Here is a 21,013-nt window from a genome sequence, read left to right on the forward strand (position 1 = left end):
GGTCAGCCGAAGATGTCGTACTGCTTGAAATCGGTACCGACCGAGATCCTTGTGGCAAAGATCTCGCTGGTGGCCTTTCCGGTCCCCGGGTACAGGTAGAGCGTGCCGCCGGGGGTGCGGGCCAGGAAGTCGGCCTTGCCGTCGCCGGTCACGTCACCGACGGCGTCGAAGGCGTTGTAGTCGGCCCAGGTGCGCACCTTGATGCGGGCGGAGAAGGCGCCGCTGCCGGTCTTGCCGGTGCCCTTGTACAGGTAGACGTACGAGCCGGTCTTGCTGCGCGCGATCAGGTCGGCCTTGCCGTCGCCGGTGAAGTCGCCGTGCGCGCGCACCGAGTTGTACTGGTTCCAGCCGGTGCCGACCTCGACGCGGGCCGAGAAGGTGCCGTCACCCTTGCCCGGGTACTCCCACATCGCTCCGGAGGAGTCGACGGAGAGCACGTCGGGCAGGCCGTCGCCGGTGAGGTCACCGGGGGCGATGATGCGGGCGCGGGTCTTCCAGTTGGTGAAGATCTTGTCGCTGACCGAGCGTCCCGTCGACGGCAGCACGTGCACCCAGTAGACGTCGCCGGTGGCGCTGTCCCGGACGACGAGGTCCTGGTAGCCGTCGCGGTTGAGGTCGGTCTGGAGCACGACGTTCACGCCGGCCCACGAGTCCATCGACTTGCGCGCGGCGAACGAGGTGCCGTTGGAGTCCTTCTCGTAGCCCGTCTTGGTCGACGAGTTGCGGACCCACAGGTCGGCCTTGTGGTCGTCGTTGAAGTTCGTGTCCTCGACGCGCGGCCAGATGGCGCCGACATAGGCGCTGGTCTTCGAGAAGACGCCGTACGCGCCCTTCTCGACGCAGTCCGCGACACCCCAGGAGACGACGCCCACGATGCGGGCGGTGGTGCCGCTGCCGACGATCAGGGGGCCGCCGGAGTCGCCGTTGCAGGCCGTGGTGGTGCCGGTGTCCGTGCCGGTCGCCGCGGTGCCCGCGCAGATCATGTGGCCTTCGATGAAGTCGTCCTCACCGAGGACCGACTTCATGGCCGTGTTGCACGTGCTGTCGGAGTTGATCGGCAGCGTGGCCGTCTTCAGCGTCTCGGAGATGTCCTGCGTGGTGGAGCTGGTGCGGCCCCAGCCGTAGAGCGTCGCCTTGGTGCCCGACGCGTACGACGTGGTGTCACCGGACGTCGTCATGCGGATCGGCTTGGCGGTGACGGGGTTCGCCAGCGTGAGGACGGCGACGTCGTTGTCGATCCTGGTCGGGCTGTACGACGGGTGGGTCCACTGCCGCGAGACGGCGGTCACCGTACCGCCGTTGAGGCTGGTGTCGGTCGGCAGCTGGGAGGTGCCGGTCACGATGGCGCCGTTGGCCGCCCAGTCGTAGGTCCTGCCGTTCTCGTCCTTGGTGCAGTGCGCCGCGGTGAGGATCTTCGTCGGCGAGACGACGGAGCCACCGCAGAAGAAGCCGATGTCCTTGGCCTCGTCGTAGTACCAGAGCTGCGCCATCCAAGGGGCGGTGGCGATGGTGGTCGTGGTGCCACCGATGATCTTCGGGTCCACGTGCGCCGGGGTGGTCGACGCGCTCAGGGACGCCTTCTTCGTCGTCCGGCCCGCGGTGTCGTCACCGGCGAGAGCGCCCTCGACGCGCTTCTCCAGCACGGCCTGGGACGGCGAGGAGTCGGCGAGCCGCACGGCGGGTATGGACAGCGCCGCCGGGCTGGGTGCGGCGTTCGCCGACGACACCAGCAACGCGCCTGCGACGGCGGCAGCGAGGCCGGCCGCGGCCACCGGAACGGCGATCCGTATGCGGCGTCTGTGACGACCGCCTGCGGAAGTGGACGTATCCACTCAAGTCCCCCCTCAGAGTCAAGAGTTCAGGTCTGATTCAGCAGAAGTTCGAAGGCGCGATCGTACACGTGTGCCGGACAGCGCAAAGGGCCGCCCCCGTCACTCTCGTGACGGGGGCGGCCCTTGGTGGTTCTTGCCCTGGGACCTAGTCGTTGCCGTTGCCCGGCGACGGCGTGGTCTTCTGGATCTGGAGCAGGAACTCGGCGTTCGACTTCGTCTGCTTCATTTTGTCGAGCAGCAGCTCGATCGCCTGCTGCTGGTCGAGCGCGTGGAGCACGCGACGCAGCTTCCAGGTGATGGCGAGCTCGTCGCTGCCGAGCAGGAGCTCTTCCTTACGGGTACCGGACGCGTCGACGTCCACCGCCGGGAAGACGCGCTTGTCGGCGAGCTTCCGGTCGAGCTTGAGCTCGGCGTTGCCGGTGCCCTTGAACTCCTCGAAGATGACCTCGTCCATGCGCGAGCCGGTGTCGACGAGCGCGGTGGCCAGGATGGTCAGCGAGCCGCCGTCCTCGATGTTGCGCGCGGCACCGAAGAAGCGCTTCGGCGGGTACAGCGCGGTCGAGTCGACACCACCGGACAGGATGCGGCCGGAGGCCGGGGCGGCGAGGTTGTACGCACGGCCCAGACGCGTGATCGAGTCGAGCAGCACGACGACGTCGTGGCCCAGCTCCACCAGACGCTTGGCGCGCTCGATGGCGAGCTCGGCGACCGTGGTGTGGTCCTCGGCCGGACGGTCGAAGGTCGAGGAGATGACCTCGCCCTTGACCGACCGCTGCATGTCGGTGACCTCTTCCGGACGCTCGTCGACCAGGACGACCATCAGGTGGCACTCGGGGTTGTTGTGCGTGATCGCGTTGGCGATCGCCTGCATGATCATGGTCTTGCCGGTCTTCGGCGGGGCCACGATCAGACCGCGCTGGCCCTTGCCGATCGGCGCGACGAGGTCGATGATCCGGGTCGTCAGCACACCCGGGTCGGTCTCCAGGCGGAGCCGGTCCTGCGGGTAGAGCGGCGTCAGCTTGTTGAACTCCGGCCGTCCGCGACCGGAGTCGGGGGCCATGCCGTTGGTCGAGTCCAGGCGCACGAGCGCGTTGAACTTCTCGCGGCGCTCGCCGTCCTTGGGCTGGCGGACCGCGCCGGTGACGTGGTCACCCTTGCGCAGACCGTTCTTGCGGACCTGGGCGAGGGAGACGTACACGTCGTTGGGACCCGGCAGGTAGCCCGACGTACGGATGAACGCGTAGTTGTCGAGGATGTCGAGGATGCCCGCGACGGGGATCAGCACGTCGTCGTCGGCGACCTGCGGCTCGGCGATCTCGTCGCGTCCACGACGCCCGCGGCGGTCGCGGTAGCGTCCGCGCCGGCCGCGGCGTCCGCCCTCGAAGTCGTCGTCGTCCTGCGGGCCGTTGTCGCGCGGGCCGTTGTCACGCGGGCCGCTGTCGCGCTGCTGCTGGCGGTCCTGACGGCCGCCGCCCTGCTGCTGACGGTCCGGGCGGTCCTGACGGTCCTGACGGTCCGGGCGCTCCTGACGGTCCGGGCGCTGCTGTCCGGCACCCTGGCCGCCCTGCTGCTCGTCGCCCTTGACCGGGCGGCGGTCGCGGTCACGGCCGCCCCGGTCGCGGTCACGGCGCTCACGGCGCTCACGGCGGCCGTCGGCGCCCTCGGCGTCGCCCTGCGTGTCGTTCTTCGGCTCGTTCTTCGCCTCGGCGGTGACCGTCTCGGGGCTGCCCGCGTCGGCGGTGGCACGGCGACGGCGGCGCTCGGCGGGGGCGTCGTCGCTGAGCGCCGCGTCGGCGGTGGCACGGCGACGGCGGCGCTCGGCGGGGGCGTCGTCGCTGAGCGGCTGGCCGGGGATCTCGATCTGCTGCTGGGCCACGGCCTTCTCGGCGGCGACCTTCTCGGCCTTCTGCTCGGCCGGCGCGGCGGCCTCGTCACCCGTACGGGCCTTCGAGGTGGTCCGGCGCTTCGGCTTGGTCTCGGCGGCGGCGTCGTCGGACGCCGTCTTGGCCGGAGCACCTCCCCCGGCCTGCGCCTCCTTGATGACCTCGATCAGCTGGCTCTTGCGCATACGCGCGGTGCCCCTGATCCCGAGGCCGGATGCGACCTGCTGAAGCTCGGCCAGCACCATGCCTTCGAGGCCGGTACCGCGGCGTCGCCTGGAGCCGGCACCGGTGGCAGGCGCGGAGGCGTCCGTGGCGGGCGCGGCAGCGGTCTCCTCGACACGTGCGCCCATCAGATCGGTGGTGTCGCTCACGAAGGGTCCTTCCCTGGAGCGGACGTCGGCCTGTCTGGCTCGGCGACCGGTTGTGCTGTCCGGCATTGGTCCTTGCTGTGTGGACCGTGCCGGGGCGGTGGTCCGCCAAAGCGGCGGAAGACATATCTGGTGATGACGATTCCGGAGCCGTGGCACTGAGGTTCGGTGTCATCGGCTCGGTCACGCCGGTTCCGGAGCGTGCTCAGCACTGCTCAGCGCATAGCACCCAATGCAAGGCACGAAGCAGTTTGGGAGGCTCCCGGAAGAATGGGTGTCCCGGACGGGGACGCGAAGCACCTCGCCATGGTGAGGTCGGGTGCAGACTTGAGGTTAACACTACCGGATCCAACAAACATTCCCCCTCTCCAAATCCGGCAACCGTGCGTCGTCAATTGACCCCGACAGGTGCGAGCGGCAACACGCACGCCCCCTGGGCGTCGAGGTCCAGACGGTTGGCGGCCCAGCCCTGACCTGCGAGATCGGCCACCTTGTCGGCCGACGCGCGGTCGGCGAGCGCGAGGACCGTGGGTCCCGCTCCGGAGATCACCGCGGGGATGCCGTCGGCGCGCAGGCGCTCCACGAGCGCGGCGCTCTCGGGCATCGCCGGGGCGCGGTAGTCCTGGTGCAGCCGGTCCTCGGTCGCGGGCAGCAGCAGCTCGGGCCGCCGGGTCAGCGCCTCGACGAGCAGTGCCGCGCGACCGGCGTTGGCGGCGGCGTCGACATGCGGAACGGTGCGCGGCAGCAGGCCGCGCGCGGTCTCGGTGAGTACGGGCTTCCCGGGTACGAAGACCACCGGAACGACGGAATCGGCGGGCTCCATCCTGATCGCCCGCGCGGCGCCGGACTCCATCCAGGAGAGCGTGAACCCGCCGAGCAGACAGGCCGCGACGTTGTCGGGGTGTCCCTCGATCTCGGTCGCGAGCTCCAGGAGCGCGGTGTCGTCGAGTCTGCTGTCCCCGCCTATGGTCACCGCGCGGGCGGCGACGATGCCGGCGCAGATGGCGGCCGAGGAGGAGCCGAGACCCCGGCCGTGCGGGATGCGGTTGGCGCAGACGATCTCAAGACCGCGCGGCTGTCCGCCGAGCAGGTCGAAGGCGGTGCGCAGGGAACGTACGAGGAGATGACTCTCGTCGCGCGGCAGCGTCTCGCTGCCCTCACCCGCGATGTCGATGTGCAGTCCGGAGTCGGCCACCCGGACGACCACGTCGTCGTACAGCCCCAATGACAGGCCGAAGGCGTCGAACCCCGGGCCGAGGTTGGCGCTGGTGGCGGGGACGCGCACCCGGACGGCGGCGGCGCGGAACGCTGGACCGGCCATCGCTCGATGACTCTCCTTGAGCTGCGTGATGTACGAGATTTTCGAAGAACTGCGGGATGAACCGCGACAGACGGGCACAGGACCCGGAATCCGCAAAGACGGGCGCGGCACCGCGGCATATGCGGCGGGCGGGTTCGGTACAGCCTATCGAAGGAAGGTTCTGTGGCGACATAGGGCGCACAGGAGGCGCACGATGCGTGTCGTAAGCCCCTCGTGCACCCCCCGTCGGGTCGCCGTCGGGATACCCCTCGGAGCGGGCGGTTTCCGTCGGCTTTCTGACGGTTTTCCGCCTGTCCGCGGCGTGTTGCGCCCCGTCCGGCGCGTTCCGCCGCGTACGCGCGGGGCCTGTCGACCCCGCCTGGCGGGTTCACGCCAGGCGGGTTCACGCCAGGCCCGGCCGGGACGCGCACCAGACGTGGCGTGCGTCCGGGCCGGATCCGGCCCGGATTCAGGCCGGATCAGGACCGGTTCAGGCCGGATCAGGACCGGTTCAGGCCAGCCCGAGCCGCTCGGCCGCCGTCGCCGCGTCCACCGGGACCGTGACGGGCTGCGGAGCGCCCGCGACGGCCCAGTCGGGGTCCTTGAGACCGTTTCCGGTGACCGTGCAGACGATGCGCTGACCCGGGTCGACCTTGCCCTGCTCGGCGGCCTTCAGCAGACCGGCGACGGACGCGGCGGACGCGGGCTCGACGAAGACACCCTCCTGAGCGGCCAACAGCCGGTAGGCGCGCAGGATCTCACGGTCCGTCACCTCGTCGATGAAGCCGCCCGACTCGTCCCGCGCGGCCAGCGCGAAGTTCCACGAGGCCGGGTTGCCGATCCGGATCGCGGTGGCGATGGTCGACGGGTCCTTGACGACCTCACCGCGCACGATCGGCGCGGAACCGGACGCCTGGAACCCCCACATGCGCGGGGTGCGCCGGGCGATGCCGTCGGCGGCGTACTCGGTGTACCCCTTCCAGTACGCGGTGATGTTGCCCGCGTTGCCCACCGGAAGGACATGGATGTCGGGCGCGTCGCCGAGCATGTCCACGATCTCGAACGCGGCGGTCTTCTGGCCCTCGATACGCACCGGGTTCACCGAATTGACCAGCGCCACCGGGTAGTTGTCGGACAGCGAGCGCGCCAGCGTCAGACAGTCGTCGAAGTTGCCGTCGACCTGGAGGATCTTGGCGCCGTGGATGAGGGCCTGGCCCATCTTGCCGAGCGCGATCTTGCCCTGCGGCACGAGGACGGCGCAGACCATCCCGGCGCGCACGGCGTAGGCCGCGGCGCTCGCCGAGGTGTTGCCGGTGGAGGCGCAGATGACGGCCTTCGCGCCCTCCTCCTTCGCCCGCGTGATGGCCATGGTCATTCCGCGGTCCTTGAAGGAACCGGTCGGGTTGGCGCCCTCCACCTTGAGGTGGACCTCGCAGCCCGTGCGCTCGGAGAGCACCTGCGCGGGTACGAGCGGCGTGCCGCCCTCGCGGAGCGAGACGACCGGCGTGCTGTCGGACACCGGAAGCCGGTCCCGGTACTCCTCGATGATTCCGCGCCACTGGTGGGTCATTGCTGGTTACTCTCCTTCAACCCGCATGATGCTGGCGACACCCCGCACGGTGTCGAGGCTGCGCAACGCCTCGACGGTCCCGGCGAGGGACGCGTCGGACGCACGATGGGTGACGACGACGAGGGAGGCCTCGCCGTCCTTGCCCGACTGACGCACGGTGTCGATGGACACGCCGTGCTCGGCGAAGACGGTGGCGACCTGGGCGAGGACACCAGGTTTGTCGGCCACGTCGAGGCTGATGTGGTAGCGCGTGACGACCTCGCCCATGGGCGAGACGGGCAGCTGGGTGTACGCGGAGTCGCCGGGCCCGGTGGCCCCGCCGAGCCTGTTGCGGCACACGGCCACCAGGTCGCCGAGCACGGCGGAGGCGGTCGGGGCGCCACCGGCTCCCGGCCCGTAGAACATGAGCTGCCCGGCGGCGTCCGACTCGACGAACACGGCGTTGTACGCGCCGCGCACGGAGGCGAGCGGGTGGGTCAGCGGAATCATCGCGGGATGCACCCGCGCCGTCACCGATCCCCCGTCGGCGGCCCGCTCGCACAGGGCGAGCAGCTTGATGGTGCAGCCCATCTCCTTCGCCGAGGCGAAGTCGGCGGCGGTGACCTCGGACATGCCCTCGCGGTAGACGTCGTCGAGGCGCACACGGGTGTGGAAGGCGATCCCGGCGAGGATGGCGGCCTTGGCCGCGGCGTCGAACGCCTCGACGTCGGCGGTGGGGTCGGCCTCGGCGTACCCGAGCGCGGTGGCCTCGTCGAGGGCCTCCTGGTAGCCCGCGCCCGTGGAGTCCATCTTGTCGAGGATGAAGTTGGTGGTTCCGTTGACGATGCCCATCACCCGGTTGATCTTGTCGCCGGCGAGGGACTCGCGCAGCGGCCGGATCAGCGGGATGGCGCCGGCGACGGCGGCCTCGTAGTAGAGGTCCCTGCCGTGCTCCTGGGCCGCCGCGTGCAGGGCCGCACCGTCCTGGGCGAGCAGCGCCTTGTTCGCGGAGACGACGGAGGCGCCGTGCTCGAACGCGGTGGTGATCAGCGTACGGGCGGGCTCGATGCCCCCGATGACCTCGACGACGACGTCGATGTCCCCGCGTTTGACGAGGGCGGTGGCGTCGGTGGTGACCAGAGCGGGGTCGATGCCCTCGCGCACCCGGGAGGGCCGGCGGACGGCCACGCCCGCGAGCTCGACCGGGGCGCCGATCCTGGCCGCGAGGTCGTCGGCGTGCGTCGTCATGATGCGCGCCACCTCTGAGCCGACAACCCCGCAGCCCAGCAGCGCCACCTTCAGCGGACGCGTACGCATCATCCGACCTCGTTTCCTCATACCGTCTTCGGTTGGACCAGTCTCACTCACCGGACGGGAGTTTCTACCCTTCGTCCGGATCGTGAGACGTCCATTTCATTTTTCTGCTGGGTGACGACAGGAGATCTTCCACCCGGCGCGCACCCGGCACGTCCGGTACATCCGACCACCTGAAGTCACCCCCTGTCACCTGACGTTCACACCCGGGCGCCCGACGCCGTGTCGAGTGCGAGTCCCTCCGGTCACCCGACATCGAGACGCAGCAGGTCCTCCTCCGTCTCGCGGCGGACGATCACCCGCGCCGCGCCGTCCTTCACGGCGACGACCGGCGGGCGCAGCGCGTGGTTGTAGTTGCTGGCCATCGACCGGCAGTACGCGCCGGTGGCCGGGACCGCGATCAGGTCTCCCGGCGCCAGATCGGCCGGCAGGAAGGCGTCCTTGACCACGATGTCCCCGCTCTCGCAGTGCTTGCCCACGACGCGCACGAGCATCGGCTCGGCCTCGGAGACACGCGAGACGAGGGCGACGCTGTACTCGGCGTCGTACAGCGCGGTCCGGATGTTGTCGGACATGCCGCCGTCCACCGAGACGTAGGTGCGCAGCCCGTCGAGCGGCTTGATGGTGCCGACCTCGTACAGCGTGAACGCTGTGGGACCGACGATGGCGCGTCCCGGTTCCACGGAGATCCGCGGCGTGCGCAGCTTCGCGGCCTCGCACTCGCGCGTCACGATCTCGCTCAGCGCCTTGGCGATCTCGTGCGGCTCGCGGGGGTCGTCGTCGCTGGTGTACGCGATACCGAGGCCACCGCCGAGGTCGATCTCGGGCAGCTCGACCCCGTGCTCGTCCCGCACGGCGGCCAGCAGCGCGACCACACGCCTGGCGGCGACCTCGAACCCGGCCATGTCGAAGATCTGCGACCCGATGTGCGAGTGGATCCCGACGAGTTCGAGCGAGTCCAGCCCGAGCACCCGCCGTACGGCCTCGGCCGCCTGCCCGTCGGCGAGCGCGATCCCGAACTTCTGGTCCTCGTGCGCCGTGGCGATGAACTCGTGCGTGTGCGCCTCCACGCCCACCGTCACCCGGATCTGCACCCGCTGCCGCTTGCCGAGGGACCGCGCGACGTGGGCCACCCGCACGATCTCCTGGAAGGAGTCGAGCACGATCCGCCCGACCCCCTTCTCGACGGCCGTACGGATCTCGTACTCGGACTTGTTGTTGCCGTGGAAGGCGATGCGGTCGGCGGGCATCCCCGCGGACAGGGCGGTCGCCAGCTCGCCCCCGGAACACACGTCCAGGTTGAGCCCCTCCTCGTACAGCCAGCGCACGACCGCGCGCGAGAGGAAGGCCTTGCCCGCGTAGAAGACATCGGCGTCGTGCCCGAACGCGGTGCGCCAGGCACGCGCCCGCTCCCGGAAGTCGGTCTCGTCCAGGAAGTACGCCGGCGTGCCGAACTCCTCGGCGAGCGCGGTGACTTCGAGCCCTCCGACGGTCACGACACCCTCGTCCGTACGACTGACGGTGTGCGCCCACACCTTCGGGTCGAGGGCGTTGAGGTCGGCGGGCGGGGCGCTGTAGTGGCCCTCGGTGAAGACGTCGGCGTGGCGGGGCCCGGCGGGGTGTGCGGAACGACTCATGTCTGTAGAGCTTTCTGCTGTGTCTTCTACTGGGTCATCTGCTGGTCAGAGGTATTCGGGTGCGCTGATGCCGAGCAGGGACAGGCCGCCGGCGAGCACCGTCCCGGCGGCTTCGGCGAGCGCGAGCCGGGCGCGGTGGGCGGCCGAGGGTTTCTCGTCGCCGAGCGGCAGCACGACGTGCTGGAAGCCGAGAAGGGCGTCGGCCGTCACGACGAGATGCCGCGCCAGCCGATCGGGCGCGCGGTGCAGCGCGGCGACGGACAGGGCGTGCGGATATTCGGCCAGGGCGGCGAGCAGATCGGCTTCGCCCTGGCGGGAAAGCACGGAGATGCCGGAGGCATCGGCGATATCGAGGCCTCCCCGTCGACCCGGGAGGACACCTTCCCTCGTACGGAGGATGTCGGCGAGCCCGGAACCGGGAGACCGGAGGTCGTCACCGAGGAGACCCTCCGCATTGCGGCGCAGGGCCCGGGTGCGGGCGTGGGCGTAACGAACGCGGAAGAGAGGGTTGCTCTCACGCTGGACGAGGTGGTCGGCGCCGATCCGGGGCCGGTCGTGGGGCGCGGGATGGAGCAGTGCCCAGCGGGCCGCGTCGGGGCCGAGGACGGCAGGGTCCTCGGGCGCGGGCACGGGCCGCAGGTTCACGGGCTCGGCGTGACGGACCTCGGCACGTCCGCCCTGGGCCGCGACGATGCGTACGAGGGTGTCGGCGACGACTTCGGCCCGGGTGTCGTACGGCACCCGCAACTCGACGACCTGCCCGGCGAGGGTGTCGCCGTACCCGTACCGCGTCCCCTGCTCCAGAACCTCTTCCACCAGACCGGCGAAGGCTCCGTCCCCGAGGGTGATGTTGAGGAACCCCGGTCCGGTGACGGTCACGTCGGTGACACCGGGGGCACCCGCGAGGTGCGGCCGCAGGACCTCGGCGACCTCCAGAGCCGGCCGCCCGGCCGCCCCGGCCAGCCGCAACGCGATGTTCGTCGCGAAGTCCCCGCACCCACCCGCCCCCGGCGGGGTGACCACCGCGCTCGCGGGCACGGAAACGCTCAGCTCCCCCCCGTCGACAGCACGACGCACCGCGCACAGCACGGTACGAGAGAGCTCAACGGGAGTCACGGGACAAGCCTAGGGGAGGAGGGGGGTGGGTACGCGAGTCCGTTTAGCGGATGGTCCGGGATGTGGACGGGGGGCGGGGCTGGGGGCGGGGCTGGGGGGCTGGGGGGGCGGCGCGGATCCGGGGACGGGGAAACGCCGATGGCCGTGCGCCGGCCGGCACGCCGTACGTCGACCTTGCCCCCAGACGCCCAGACGAACAGACCACGGCGGACACGGCTGCCACGGCTGGCCCGGCGGACACGGCTGAGGATGAGGCTGCTGCCACTGCTGCCACTGCTGCCACTGCTGCCACTGCTGCCACTGCTGCCACTGCTGCCACACAACGGCTGGCACGTCGGAACGGTTCAGTGGCCGGTGGGCCGGGACGGTTCAGTGGCTGGCGTGTCGGAACCGCTCAGTGGCTGGCGTGTCGGAACCGCTCAGTGGCCGGTGCGCCCCGCCCGCTCGGTCTCCTCGACGGCGCCGCCCGGGGCGACACCCCCGTCCTCATCACGCCGTTCCATCAACTGCCGCACAAGGCGTACGAGTTCGGAGGGCTCGAAGGGCTTGGCGAGAAAGGCGTCGACTCCGACGTCGAGCCCGCTCTCGACCTCGTACTGCGTGCAGGCGCTCACGATGGCGAGGGGAAGATTCCGTGTCCGGGGATCGGCACGCAGCCGAGCGGCGGTGCGCAGGCCGTCGAGCCGAGGCATCACGACATCGAGGGTGACGACATCGGGCCGAACTTGATGAACGACGTCCAGACACTCGGCACCGTCAGCCGCGGTCACGACCTCGAGACCCTCCAGCTCAAGGTTGACCCTGATCAGCTGCCGGATGACCTTGTTGTCGTCCACAACAAGCACCCGACCGGACACGCCTGGCACAACTCGAGAGTAGGTCCGCGCCCACCGCCGCGTCCGGGTTTTCCCCACTTCCAACCCGTGCGGACCCCATCACCCACCGCGGGCGGACTCCACCGCACCGCCGCGTCCGGACTCCATCAGCCCACAGCCCTCCGTGTCCAGATGCCATCAGCTCACCGCGTGCGCACCCCATCCACCCTGCAGCAGCCACTCCTCCCACGCTCCCCGCAACACCACCCGGCCCGGGCCAAAACACGTGGCGATCACCCCTGGAAGAGCTGGTAGGGTTCTACCCGTCGCCGCACAAAGCGCCCGACACGCCCCCGTAGCTCAGGGGATAGAGCAACGGCCTCCGGAGCCGTGTGCGCAGGTTCGAATCCTGCCGGGGGCACTCGCCACACAGCCAGCAAGAATCACACGCTGAGCTGGGCGGATGCCTGGACGAAAGAGCGGGAGTCAGTCTCACTGACTCCCGCTCTTTCTCGTTCTTTCTCACTGTTCGCGCACTATCTGCGATACACACCACGCACGTCCGATCTTGCCGGGATGATGCTGCGATGGATGACGGCAAGGCGACGCTGCTCGCTGGCATAGCCGCGCTAGTGGGCACCCTCGCGTCGGCAATCGCCGCATGGCTGGCTGCCCGCTTCGGCGCAAGGCAGGGCATCGAGACGGCAAGGGCGCAAGTGGCCGCCCAACGATCAGCCGATTGGGAGCACTGGGCGCGAGAACAGCGCAGCCAGGTTCTCTTAAACGTACTCGATCAGGTGGCGACAGTGGACAGCGCCCTGGGGGCCGCGTCGGTCAAACTCGCTCTCGGGCAAATGCCAGGAAACGAGTTGCACGACCAGTATTTGGAAGCGCACCGCGCGATGTTGCGCAACGCCCTCCTGCTCGGCGTCTGGGGACCAGACGAGGCCCGAGCGATCTGTCAGACGGTTTACGCCCTGGCGGTCCCGATCTACGACTCCTGGTGCCGGTGGGAGGGCGCCACCAGCGGAGGGCTGCCTATCGATGCACATTCCGACGCTTTCCACAGCAGGCGTCGAGCGTTTCATGAACAGCGGGGGAAGTTGATCGATATCACCAAGCAGGCTTTGCGGGAGCCGAAAGAGGGCGACTCTTAGAAGAGTCGCCCTCTGCACCTGGCGCATTGGCTAGATGATGTCTCCCTCTTCCTCCAGGACCTTCGTGATCTTCTCGTTGGCCGCTTCCTCGTGCCCGTCGATGCAGCCGTGGTACCGGCGGTGGATCACCTCTGGGGAGTTGCCGACGCGCCGGGCCACTTCAGCGATCGGGACTCCCGCGTTGAGCCACCGCGTGATGCAGGCGTGCCGCAGGTCGTACGGGCGTCCGGCGAGCGGCGATACGACGCGGTCGGGCGGGAGGGCGAGCAGTCGCGCTTCCTCCCATACGCGCCAGTACGTGGATGAGCCGACGACTCCCCCGCGCTCGTTCCCGAACACGCGCCCTTCCTTGGCGGTCCCGAACTCCTTCAGGTGAGCCCGAAGGATGGCGACCAGGACGGGCGGGATGGGCACCGGGCGGTCGGTATCGGACTCGCGAGCCTTCAGGCCCCGACGGTCGTGCCGCTCCCCGGAGTCGGTCCACTGCTTGCCCGAGACAGGGCGCGTCTCCCGCAGCGTCAACGTGCCCCAACCCTTCTCCGATAGGTGACAGTCAGAGAGCCTCAACCCGACCGCCTCAGCGGGCCTGAGCCCCGCGTAGTACAGGACCCCGTAGAACGCCACCAGGCGCCGTCCGCGGTTGCGGTCCCACGAGCCGACGTAGGAGACGGCGGTGAGCAACTGGCGCCCCTGTACGGCGTTCACGAGAACGCGGCGGTCCACCACTCCACCGGAGCCCACGCGTTTCCCGCGGGCTCCTTGGAGCGGGTTCTCGGGGAGTTCCTTGGCGGCGACTGCGTGTTCGAGGGCCGTGTTCAAGGCGCGGCGCCGCCGTCTGTGCGTCTCACCCGCCGCTGGGGTGCCGTCCAGCCGATAGCTGAGGCGGTACACCACGTCCTCGAACACCTCAAGGTCAATCAGGTCGACAACGGGCCGGTCCTGCGTCGTGAGCCACCCGTACGCGGCTTTCAGCTCGGCCGGCGGATCCTCTCCCGCGTTCGCGGGGACGATCCCCCACCGGAATGCCAGCCGCAGGTACTTGTCGTCAGGAGCGTCGTCCCCGCGCTTCACCATGGCCAGGGCCACGGCGGCGAGCGCGTCCGCCATGCCCTCACGCGTCTTCGCTGCGCTCATGCGCCACCGCCCGGCGACGTACTTCCGGCAGAATTCGAACCACCGCAACGACGGCTCGGCCTCAGCCGCCTTTGCCGCCGCTTCAGCCGCCGCACGGACTTCGGACTCAGGCTGTCCACTCGCGATCTCGAACGCCTCGCCCCGGCGCATGGCCTGTCGGAGCTCCGAGCGTCGGCTCTCGGCGAGTGCCGAAGTGGCGAACGTCGCGCTGCTCACCTTCCCGCCCACGACCCAACGGAGTTGATACGGGCGCGCCTTGCGGTCGACCTTCGTGACCTTCCACAGCCGGACGTCGAGGGAGTATCCCGGCCGGGCCGACCCGTGCGGGCGTCGAGCCGGGGTGCCCTCATTCGTGCTCACGCAGCGTCCTCCCGCTCCGTGAGCCAGCGCTCGTACTCCGACCGCCGGATCCGCACGTCGCCGTTCGGGAGCTTGATCGCGCGGGGACCCTTCCCGAGCTGGCGCCACCGGTAGAAGGTCGACGGAGCCACCTTCAGATCAGTGATGACCTCGGCGACGGTCAACTTCTCGTCCAGCGCGCGGGCGCTCATACCGCCGTCCCTTCGGCTTCGGTCGACCCGGACAGCCCGGACAGCTCCAATTCCGACTGTCCGGGCCGTTCTTGCAGCTCAGGGGGGTTAACCGGACAGCCGGACAGCCCGGACACCTCCGGGGCGCCCTGTGTCCGGGTCTCGGTGTCCGGGTAGTACCGGCCGCCGACGTCCCTGGTGAGCTGTCCCGCTTCGGCCATGCGGGCGCAGGTCCGGCGGATCGTGTCCATGTCGACGTGCGGCAGCTCGCCTGCCATGTCCTTGGGCTTCGCGCCGGGATGGGCACGGACGTAGCGGAGGATCGTGGCTCGGGTGTCTCCGACGGTGTGGTCGGTGGCCGGGCCGTCCAACAAATGCCAGGCTCCGGAGGCGGGTTGGAAGCTGAGGGCGTACTCGGCTTCGTCTACGTCGCGGCCCGTGACGTGCAGGATGCCGTCCGCCTGCCCGCGGGCCCGCTTCAGTACGAGCGTTGCGTCCGCGGCGCCCGCGATGCCGTTGGTCCCGGACACCTCTGTCAGGAAGTCGTCCGAGCCCGCTTTGCGGACGTGGTGGACCAGGACGACGGCGATGCCGTAGTGGTCCGCAAGGCGCTTCGCGTAGCCGACGGAGACGTAATCCGCGTCGTACGCCGAAACGCCGGCCGGGGCCTGTCCGCGCATCTTGGCAAACACGTCAATGACGACCATGCGAGCGTCGGGGTTACGGTCCAGCCACTGGGCGATGGCCTCGGTTCCGCCCTGGGGGAAGGGTGGGCATTCGGTGACCAGGGTCAGCCCGGCGGGTGCCGGCTGTCCGCCCAAGAGCTTGCCCATCCGGGTCTGAAGGCGCCGCGGGGTGTCCTCTAGTGCGAGGTAGAGCACGGGTCCGCCCTGGACGGGCACGGAGTCGAACGCTTGGCCTCCGGCTGCGACCGCGAGGGCGAGTCCGAGGGAGAGCCAGGACTTGCCGACCTTGGGCGGTCCGGCAAGCAGGCTCACGCCCTCGGCCAGGATGCCGGGCACGGCCCATTTCGGCTCGGGGAAGCTGGCGGCCATGAGCTGATCGGCCGTCCATGCGGTCCGCGGGCGCTCCCGCTTCGGCGGCGGGACCGAGACCGCCTCGGTGTCGCTGGGCACGGAGTACAGGTGCAGGGGCGGGATGGGGTTGGCGCTCATGCGGCGACCGTCCGGGGACGCCGGGCGCCAGCCCGCAGGCCGGAAGCGATGGTGCGCCGTGCTTCGCGTTCGCCCTGGCCGACTTGGAGCGCGGCGGTGAGGAGCCAGCCGGTGACGTCGGCTTCGCTCAGCTCGCCTCCGGCGACGAGCTGTCCCAGGGCAACCGCGGCGATGTAGAGCGCGTTGTTGTGCTCATGCGGGCCGGAGCCGATAACCCGCTCCACTTCCCCGTTGAGCGCGGAACGCAGGAAGGCGGTGCGCCGTCCGTGGCCGGTGAGGGCGACCGTGATGGGCGTCTGTGGGGGCAGCGGCGCAGGGCGCAGGAGTTCGGCGAGCCAGCCCGGCAGGGGTGCTACGGGCCTGTCGTGGGTGATCTCGTACGGCTGTCCGGCGACGGTGCTGCCCGCGCCGACCACCAGCCCGCCCCATGCTCGGGTGTCGACCTTCCAGCCGAGCCCGCAGGCGCTGTCCCCGGCGGTGTTGCGCAGTGGTTCGCCCTCGGGGGCGAGGAAGTACAGGTGGATGCCGCCGCTCCAGGTGCGGACGGTGTATGTGTCGGCGGGGAAGGGCTGGCCGTGGTGCTCGCAGAGCACGGCGAGGACGTCGGCGCCGTCGCTGACGCCGTGCTCGGCCCACGCGGCCGGCGGGGTGTCGCCGGGGTGCTTGGGCTTGTCCAGGTCGATGACGATCAGGCCGGAGGGGCCGGTGGAGATGCCGACGTTGAAGGCGCCGACGGACCAGGCCCGGGTGATGCGGTCCGGGTCGGTGGTGGCGCGGGTCTCCCAGTCGGAGATGGCCGGGCGCTTGTCGCCAGGGATGAGAGGGAAGACGCGCCAGTTACGGGATGCCGCGTCAAGCGCGGCGGTGAGCTGGGCAGAGCCGTCCGGGTACGGCATGCTGGTGGTTCTCCTGTTCTGTCTTCGGATGGGCAGGGAGAACCGCGGCGGCGGGCGACCTTGCTGGGGAGTCCCGCCGCCGCGGCGTTGCTACTGGTTCTTGGCCCAAGCGGCGTACTGCTGGCGGACGTAGTGGCGCGGGTCGCTGGCGACGGCCGTGTCGTCCAGTTCCATCAGCCGTTGTGCGGCTCGGGTGGCGAGGTCGGTCGCGTCGTGGGTGACGCTGTCGGCTTCGTTGCTCAGCGCGATGCGGTCCAGCAGCGCGGCCTTGCGGAGCCAGAACTCCCGGTTGAGCGCGTCGAGGAACGGCCTGTCGGCTGCGGTCCGGGCGGTCCATCCGATCTCGCTGATGATGCTCGGGGCGAGTGCGTACGCCGCTTCCGCCGCGGGCCACGGCTCCGGCGCGGTGCGGTGGTCAGCGGTGAGGTAGAGGCGGGTGCGCTGGCCGTCGCGGGTAGGGTGCTGGCGCGCCGGACCGGTGGTGAATGCGGCGGCCAGGGTCGCGGTTACGCGGTCCTTGTCGGCTGGGTCGCAGATGATGCGGATCTCGAACATGGGTCAGTACTCCTTGCCGGTGCTGATGGACGGGAGTTCGGGCAGTCCGGCGGCTTCGACGGCCTTGGAGTCGAAGCCGGGCAGGACGGCACGGGTGATGAGGGCTTGGGCGAGCTGTTCGGCGTAGGCGGCGCCGGTGCGGGCCACCTCGATCTGTGCTCCGGCACGCAGGGCTTCGACGCGCTCGGTGTGGGCGTGTTCCTCGAGGCGCGCGCTGGTCTGCCGCTCGTAAGCGATGAGCTCGCGGCGGTCGGTGCGCCAGTACCGCGCGGCGAGCCCGTAGGCGACGGCGGTGGCGAGCACCCACAGCAGCAGCGGCAGCGAGAGGCCGTCGGCGTATCCGGCAACCCCGGCGAGGGCGAGCCCGCCGGAGGCGGCGAACGCGGTTCCGGCGATGACGGGGTCTCCGGCCTGGCCGATGCTCGCGCACATGCCGGCCGCTGCGGCAGCGAGGGACAGCGCGGTCATCAACACGGCGTTGCCGATGGAGTGTTCGGCGCCGTTGGCGTTCCAGATGCGGGCCAGGATCAGCACGGTGGATGTGGCGATGGCGGGCGTTGCCTTGGGCGCGATGATGGCGAGCCAGTGCCGGGCGATGATCTGTTCGTTCACGTGCCCACTCCTCACGAGTGCGGGATGGCGTCGATGACAGCGACGGCGAGTTGGTTGATGGGTCCGGCGGCGCCGGTCGAGGCGAGGAAGAACCCGAACATCGCGGCGATGAACGCGGCGCCGTAGCCGAGGGACTTGGAGCGCAGCAGGAAGAACAGGACGAGTCCGAACAGGGCCACAAGCGAGACGGTGACGGCCACGACGGGAATCTCCTTTGACGGTTCGCTGAGAGGGTTGGTTGGATGCGTCTGGCCCCGGGGTGCTGGCAGCCCTCGGCGGCTGGCCGACGGTTGCGCCCGCCTAGCTCCTGCAAAGAGCGGGGTACGTCTCATGACGGGCACCGTCGGCCGTCTCGCGTCCGCTGTCAGCGCGTTCCTTCGCGGTAGATCCGCTGGGCGCGGTTGTAGAGCCATCGGCCGATGCGGACGCGTTTGCCGCGGCCCTTGCAGCGGCGGCAGTGCTTGCCGCGCTTGGGGCGTCCTTTGCGGTCGGTGGTGGTGGCGAAGCCGAAGCCGTTGCACTTGCGGCAGGTGCCGAACGGGCTCCCTGCACACAGAGTGCTGTAACAGAGTGTGATGACGAGCAGGCATGCGACAGCGAGGGCTATGGGGGTCATCGGGGTCCCTCCGGGCCGGTTTCCGGGGTTTTCGCAGGTGGGGTGCTATCCGCTAGATCACAGGTGGGGTGCCATTTGGGGTGCTAGCGGGGGTGCTACCGGTAGCAGGTGGGCCCGCTACCGGTAGCGGTGGTGCGGGGCTAGGCGGCTCCCCGGTTTTCGTCACGCTCCGCAATCGCGGTGGTGAGGTCGTCGCGGACGATTCCGCGGCGGGTGGTGCGCTCGCCGTCGTCGGTGGTCCCGGCGATGCCGGTGGTCTTGATGCCGTGCGGCTTGAGGGCGCTGGTGACGTTTTCGCCCTTCCAGCCGCCGTAGATCTCCGGCCGCAGTTCCGCGAGCCGGGCGGCGATCCGCTCGTTCCACACCCGCTTCTCCGAGGCGGGCACGACCGCGGCGACGTCGGCGAGCAGGTCGTAGGACGGTCCGGTCGTGCTCTCGGCGTCCTCACCGAGCGCGTGGCCGGACAGGGTGCCTTCGGCCTTGCGCAGGGCGAGGGCGCGCTGGGCGATGGTGTTGGTGGCCGGGTCGTCGAGGTAGGCGGTGCGGACCACGCTCGGCAGGGGGCCGGCACCGGCGAGGTAGCCGTTGCCTGCGTCGATCTCCGGGCGGAACGCGGTGGCGCGCACGCCGTTCCTGTAGGCGCTCGTGCCGAGGATCATGTCGTTCTCGACCTGGCCGGCGACGCGGAGGCAGAAGCGGATGGACACGTTGCCGCTGATCCCGGTCGGGAGTGAGTCCTTGTCCGGGCGCTGGGTGGCCAGGATCAGGATCACCCCGAGGGCGCGGCCGAGCTTGATGATGAACTCGGCGTCCTCACCTGCCTGTTTGCCGTACTTGGGGTGGGCGAACAGGTTCTGGCACTCGTCGAACACGGCCAGCAGCGGCCACAGCTTCAGCGAGCGCTTGTCGGCGATGGCGCGGGTGATGCGCTTGTCCGGGCACAGGTCCCGCGGCAGCTTCTTGATCGCGGCTGCGCGGCGCATGACCTCGGCGCGCAGCAGGGTGAGGGAGTCGGCGGCGTACTTGATGGAGTCGTCGTCGATGCCGGAGACGAACCGGTGACAGGTGCAGGCGAGGGCGTCCACGTCGCCGGTGCCTTTCAGCTCGTGCAGCCACATTTCCACCGACGGGTCCAGTGCCGCCCCGCAGGCGAGCACGCGGACGGAGGCGGTCTTGCCCTGGCCGGGCTGGGAACCGATCAGCACGTTGTGCTGGATCATCGGCACCGACTGGCCACGGCCGCGCGGGTCCAGGCCGAACGGAATGCCCTTGAAGATGTCGTGCCGGCGGGCGCCTGCGAGCTGCCACCTGACGATGCCGGTCTTGGACAGGTCCCGGTCCCCCACCCACAGGATCAGGCGCCCCTCGTGCTCGTTGGGGTCGGCGTCCGGCCACACGCACCCGAGCGGCCGGCGCAGGCCGGAGGCGAGCCGGGCACGCCGGTCGGCCACGTCCGCGACCGTGACGCCGAGCGGCAGGTCGATGTCCGCGCGCCAGCCGGGGCCCTCGCGGGTGATGGGAGCGGCGAACTGGATGCCGTCCTTGCCCTTGGCCACGGCACTGGCGATCTGGCCGATGCCGATGGAGGCCATGGCCTTGACCACGATGTCGCTGGTCAGCTTCTGCACCTCGGTCTTGACGACCGCCCGCGTCGCCAGCGGCGCATCCGCCGGCGCCCCGGCCAGACCGAAACCGAGCACCGCCACCGCAACGGCGATGACCTGCGTCATCGGCTCAGCGCCGTAGACCAGGAACAGGGCGAGTCCGAGGGCGAAGACGGCACCGATGACGGTGAGGATCATCCGCAGGCGCACTCGGCGGTCCCGCTGCCGGGAGAGCTTCAGGTACTCGTCGACCTGCTCGTTCGTGGCCGTGTACTGACGCAGCGCCTCGCCCTCGGCGTCCACAGACCAGCGGCCCACCTTGCCAAGGGAGTTGAGCGCGCCGCGCGGGGCGCGCCAGACGAGCTTGGGCAGGTAGACGAACGGCACGCGGACCGCGTGGAAGGCGACGGTGTGCCAGGCGTGCCCGGCCAGCCAGCCGAGCGCTTCCCGGAACTCCGCCGCCGACTTGAGCCAGGCCGGGAAGACGTCCAGCCGCTTGGAGTTCTTGATCCGGTCGATGACGCCGGGCCCGGACACGGTCGGCACCATGCTGTCGACCAGGGTCCGCCGTCCGTCGGCCGACTCGGTCGACTCCGGGTCGGCCGACTGCGACAGCCGGGAGTCGGCCGACGCGTCGGGAGCCGAATCGGTCGACTCGCCGCGCGCGGTGCGCGCCTTGCCGAGGTCGACCACCTCGCCCCCGGACCGGGCCGCGGGATCGGTCATCTCGGCTTCCAGCCGGTTGAAGAGTTCGTTGTCGTCGTCGGGGTGCTTCACTGGGACTTCCTTCCTGAACAGGAGGGGTAAGTCGGGGCTCGGTCATCGCTTTGGTCGGTTGAGGGCCGAGCCCCAACGGGCGTTGAACCTAGGGCTGTTTGGGCCCCGGAACCCTGAACTGAAATCAGGCCTGACTGGGATTC

18 protein-coding genes and 1 tRNA gene are annotated in these 21,013 nt (G+C 70.1%); 2 read left to right on the top strand and 17 right to left on the bottom strand.

Features of this window, described 5'->3' with window-relative positions:
* Window positions 1-2 precede the first annotated feature (2 nt).
* From OHT01_RS13545 to OHT01_RS13580, 8 genes are all read right to left on the bottom strand, one after another.
* The gene (locus OHT01_RS13545) at window positions 3-1,772 is read right to left on the bottom strand and encodes a trypsin-like serine protease (protein WP_328553395.1); all 1,770 of its coding nucleotides are present in this window, start codon (window positions 1,770-1,772) and stop codon (window positions 3-5) included.
* 205 nt (window positions 1,773-1,977) lie between these two features.
* Complete coding sequence (gene rho / locus OHT01_RS13550) at window positions 1,978-4,086, bottom strand: transcription termination factor Rho (protein WP_328553396.1); 2,109 nt, start codon at window positions 4,084-4,086, stop codon at window positions 1,978-1,980.
* 388 nt (window positions 4,087-4,474) lie between these two features.
* On the bottom strand, window positions 4,475-5,404 hold the full coding sequence (gene thrB / locus OHT01_RS13555) for a homoserine kinase (RefSeq protein ID WP_328553397.1): 930 nt from the start codon (window positions 5,402-5,404) through the stop codon (window positions 4,475-4,477).
* Between the two features lie 490 nt (window positions 5,405-5,894).
* Window positions 5,895-6,953, bottom strand: coding sequence for a threonine synthase (thrC, locus tag OHT01_RS13560; RefSeq protein WP_328553398.1), 1,059 nt, complete (start codon window positions 6,951-6,953; stop codon window positions 5,895-5,897).
* 6 nt (window positions 6,954-6,959) lie between these two features.
* Window positions 6,960-8,252: a homoserine dehydrogenase gene (locus tag OHT01_RS13565; RefSeq protein ID WP_328553399.1), complete on the bottom strand. Its 1,293-nt coding sequence runs from the start codon at window positions 8,250-8,252 to the stop codon at window positions 6,960-6,962.
* Window positions 8,253-8,491: 239 nt separating this feature from the next.
* Window positions 8,492-9,883 (bottom strand): diaminopimelate decarboxylase, encoded by a 1,392-nt coding sequence (gene lysA / locus OHT01_RS13570; protein ID WP_328553400.1) that lies wholly within the window; start codon window positions 9,881-9,883, stop codon window positions 8,492-8,494.
* 45 nt (window positions 9,884-9,928) lie between these two features.
* A complete protein-coding gene (nrtL, locus tag OHT01_RS13575; protein ID WP_328553401.1) occupies window positions 9,929-10,999 on the bottom strand; it encodes an ArgS-related anticodon-binding protein NrtL in 1,071 nt (356 codons plus the stop codon).
* Between the two features lie 419 nt (window positions 11,000-11,418).
* Window positions 11,419-11,919: a response regulator gene (locus tag OHT01_RS13580; RefSeq protein ID WP_328553402.1), complete on the bottom strand. Its 501-nt coding sequence runs from the start codon at window positions 11,917-11,919 to the stop codon at window positions 11,419-11,421.
* 244 nt (window positions 11,920-12,163) lie between these two features.
* Here OHT01_RS13580 and OHT01_RS13585 point away from each other — a divergent pair.
* Both OHT01_RS13585 and OHT01_RS13590 read left to right on the top strand, forming a co-directional pair.
* Window positions 12,164-12,235: transfer RNA gene (locus tag OHT01_RS13585), tRNA-Arg, on the top strand.
* 166 nt (window positions 12,236-12,401) lie between these two features.
* The gene (locus OHT01_RS13590; protein ID WP_328553403.1) at window positions 12,402-12,971 is read left to right on the top strand and encodes a hypothetical protein; all 570 of its coding nucleotides are present in this window, start codon (window positions 12,402-12,404) and stop codon (window positions 12,969-12,971) included.
* 30 nt (window positions 12,972-13,001) lie between these two features.
* Here OHT01_RS13590 and OHT01_RS13595 read toward each other — a convergent pair whose 3' ends face one another.
* The 9 genes from OHT01_RS13595 to OHT01_RS13635 form a co-directional block, all read right to left on the bottom strand.
* Window positions 13,002-14,465, bottom strand: a complete 1,464-nt coding sequence (locus OHT01_RS13595; RefSeq protein ID WP_328553404.1) for a tyrosine-type recombinase/integrase — start codon at window positions 14,463-14,465, stop codon at window positions 13,002-13,004.
* On the bottom strand, window positions 14,462-14,656 hold the full coding sequence (locus tag OHT01_RS13600) for a helix-turn-helix transcriptional regulator (protein WP_328553405.1): 195 nt from the start codon (window positions 14,654-14,656) through the stop codon (window positions 14,462-14,464). Before OHT01_RS13600 ends, OHT01_RS13595 begins: the two co-directional genes overlap by 4 nt.
* A complete protein-coding gene (locus tag OHT01_RS13605) occupies window positions 14,653-15,810 on the bottom strand; it encodes an AAA family ATPase (RefSeq protein WP_328553406.1) in 1,158 nt (385 codons plus the stop codon). Before OHT01_RS13605 ends, OHT01_RS13600 begins: the two co-directional genes overlap by 4 nt.
* On the bottom strand, window positions 15,807-16,706 hold the full coding sequence (locus OHT01_RS13610; RefSeq protein WP_328553407.1) for a bifunctional DNA primase/polymerase: 900 nt from the start codon (window positions 16,704-16,706) through the stop codon (window positions 15,807-15,809). The genes OHT01_RS13605 and OHT01_RS13610 overlap by 4 nt, the downstream gene beginning before the upstream one ends.
* A gap of 90 nt (window positions 16,707-16,796) precedes the next feature.
* Window positions 16,797-17,261, bottom strand: coding sequence for a hypothetical protein (locus OHT01_RS13615; RefSeq protein WP_328553408.1), 465 nt, complete (start codon window positions 17,259-17,261; stop codon window positions 16,797-16,799).
* Window positions 17,262-17,264: 3 nt separating this feature from the next.
* Complete coding sequence (locus OHT01_RS13620) at window positions 17,265-17,873, bottom strand: hypothetical protein (RefSeq protein WP_328553409.1); 609 nt, start codon at window positions 17,871-17,873, stop codon at window positions 17,265-17,267.
* Between the two features lie 11 nt (window positions 17,874-17,884).
* Complete coding sequence (locus tag OHT01_RS13625; RefSeq protein WP_328553410.1) at window positions 17,885-18,073, bottom strand: hypothetical protein; 189 nt, start codon at window positions 18,071-18,073, stop codon at window positions 17,885-17,887.
* Window positions 18,074-18,237: 164 nt separating this feature from the next.
* Entirely contained in the window at window positions 18,238-18,489 is a 252-nt protein-coding gene (locus OHT01_RS13630; RefSeq protein WP_328553411.1) for a hypothetical protein, read from the bottom strand.
* Window positions 18,490-18,629: 140 nt separating this feature from the next.
* Window positions 18,630-20,870 carry a cell division protein FtsK gene (locus OHT01_RS13635; protein ID WP_328553412.1) on the bottom strand — a complete coding sequence of 747 codons (2,241 nt, stop codon included), beginning with the start codon at window positions 20,868-20,870 and terminating at the stop codon, window positions 18,630-18,632.
* Window positions 20,871-21,013 lie beyond the last annotated feature (143 nt).

The sequence above is a fragment of the Streptomyces sp. NBC_00358 genome (genome assembly GCF_036099295.1).
GTDB lineage: Bacteria > Actinomycetota > Actinomycetes > Streptomycetales > Streptomycetaceae > Streptomyces.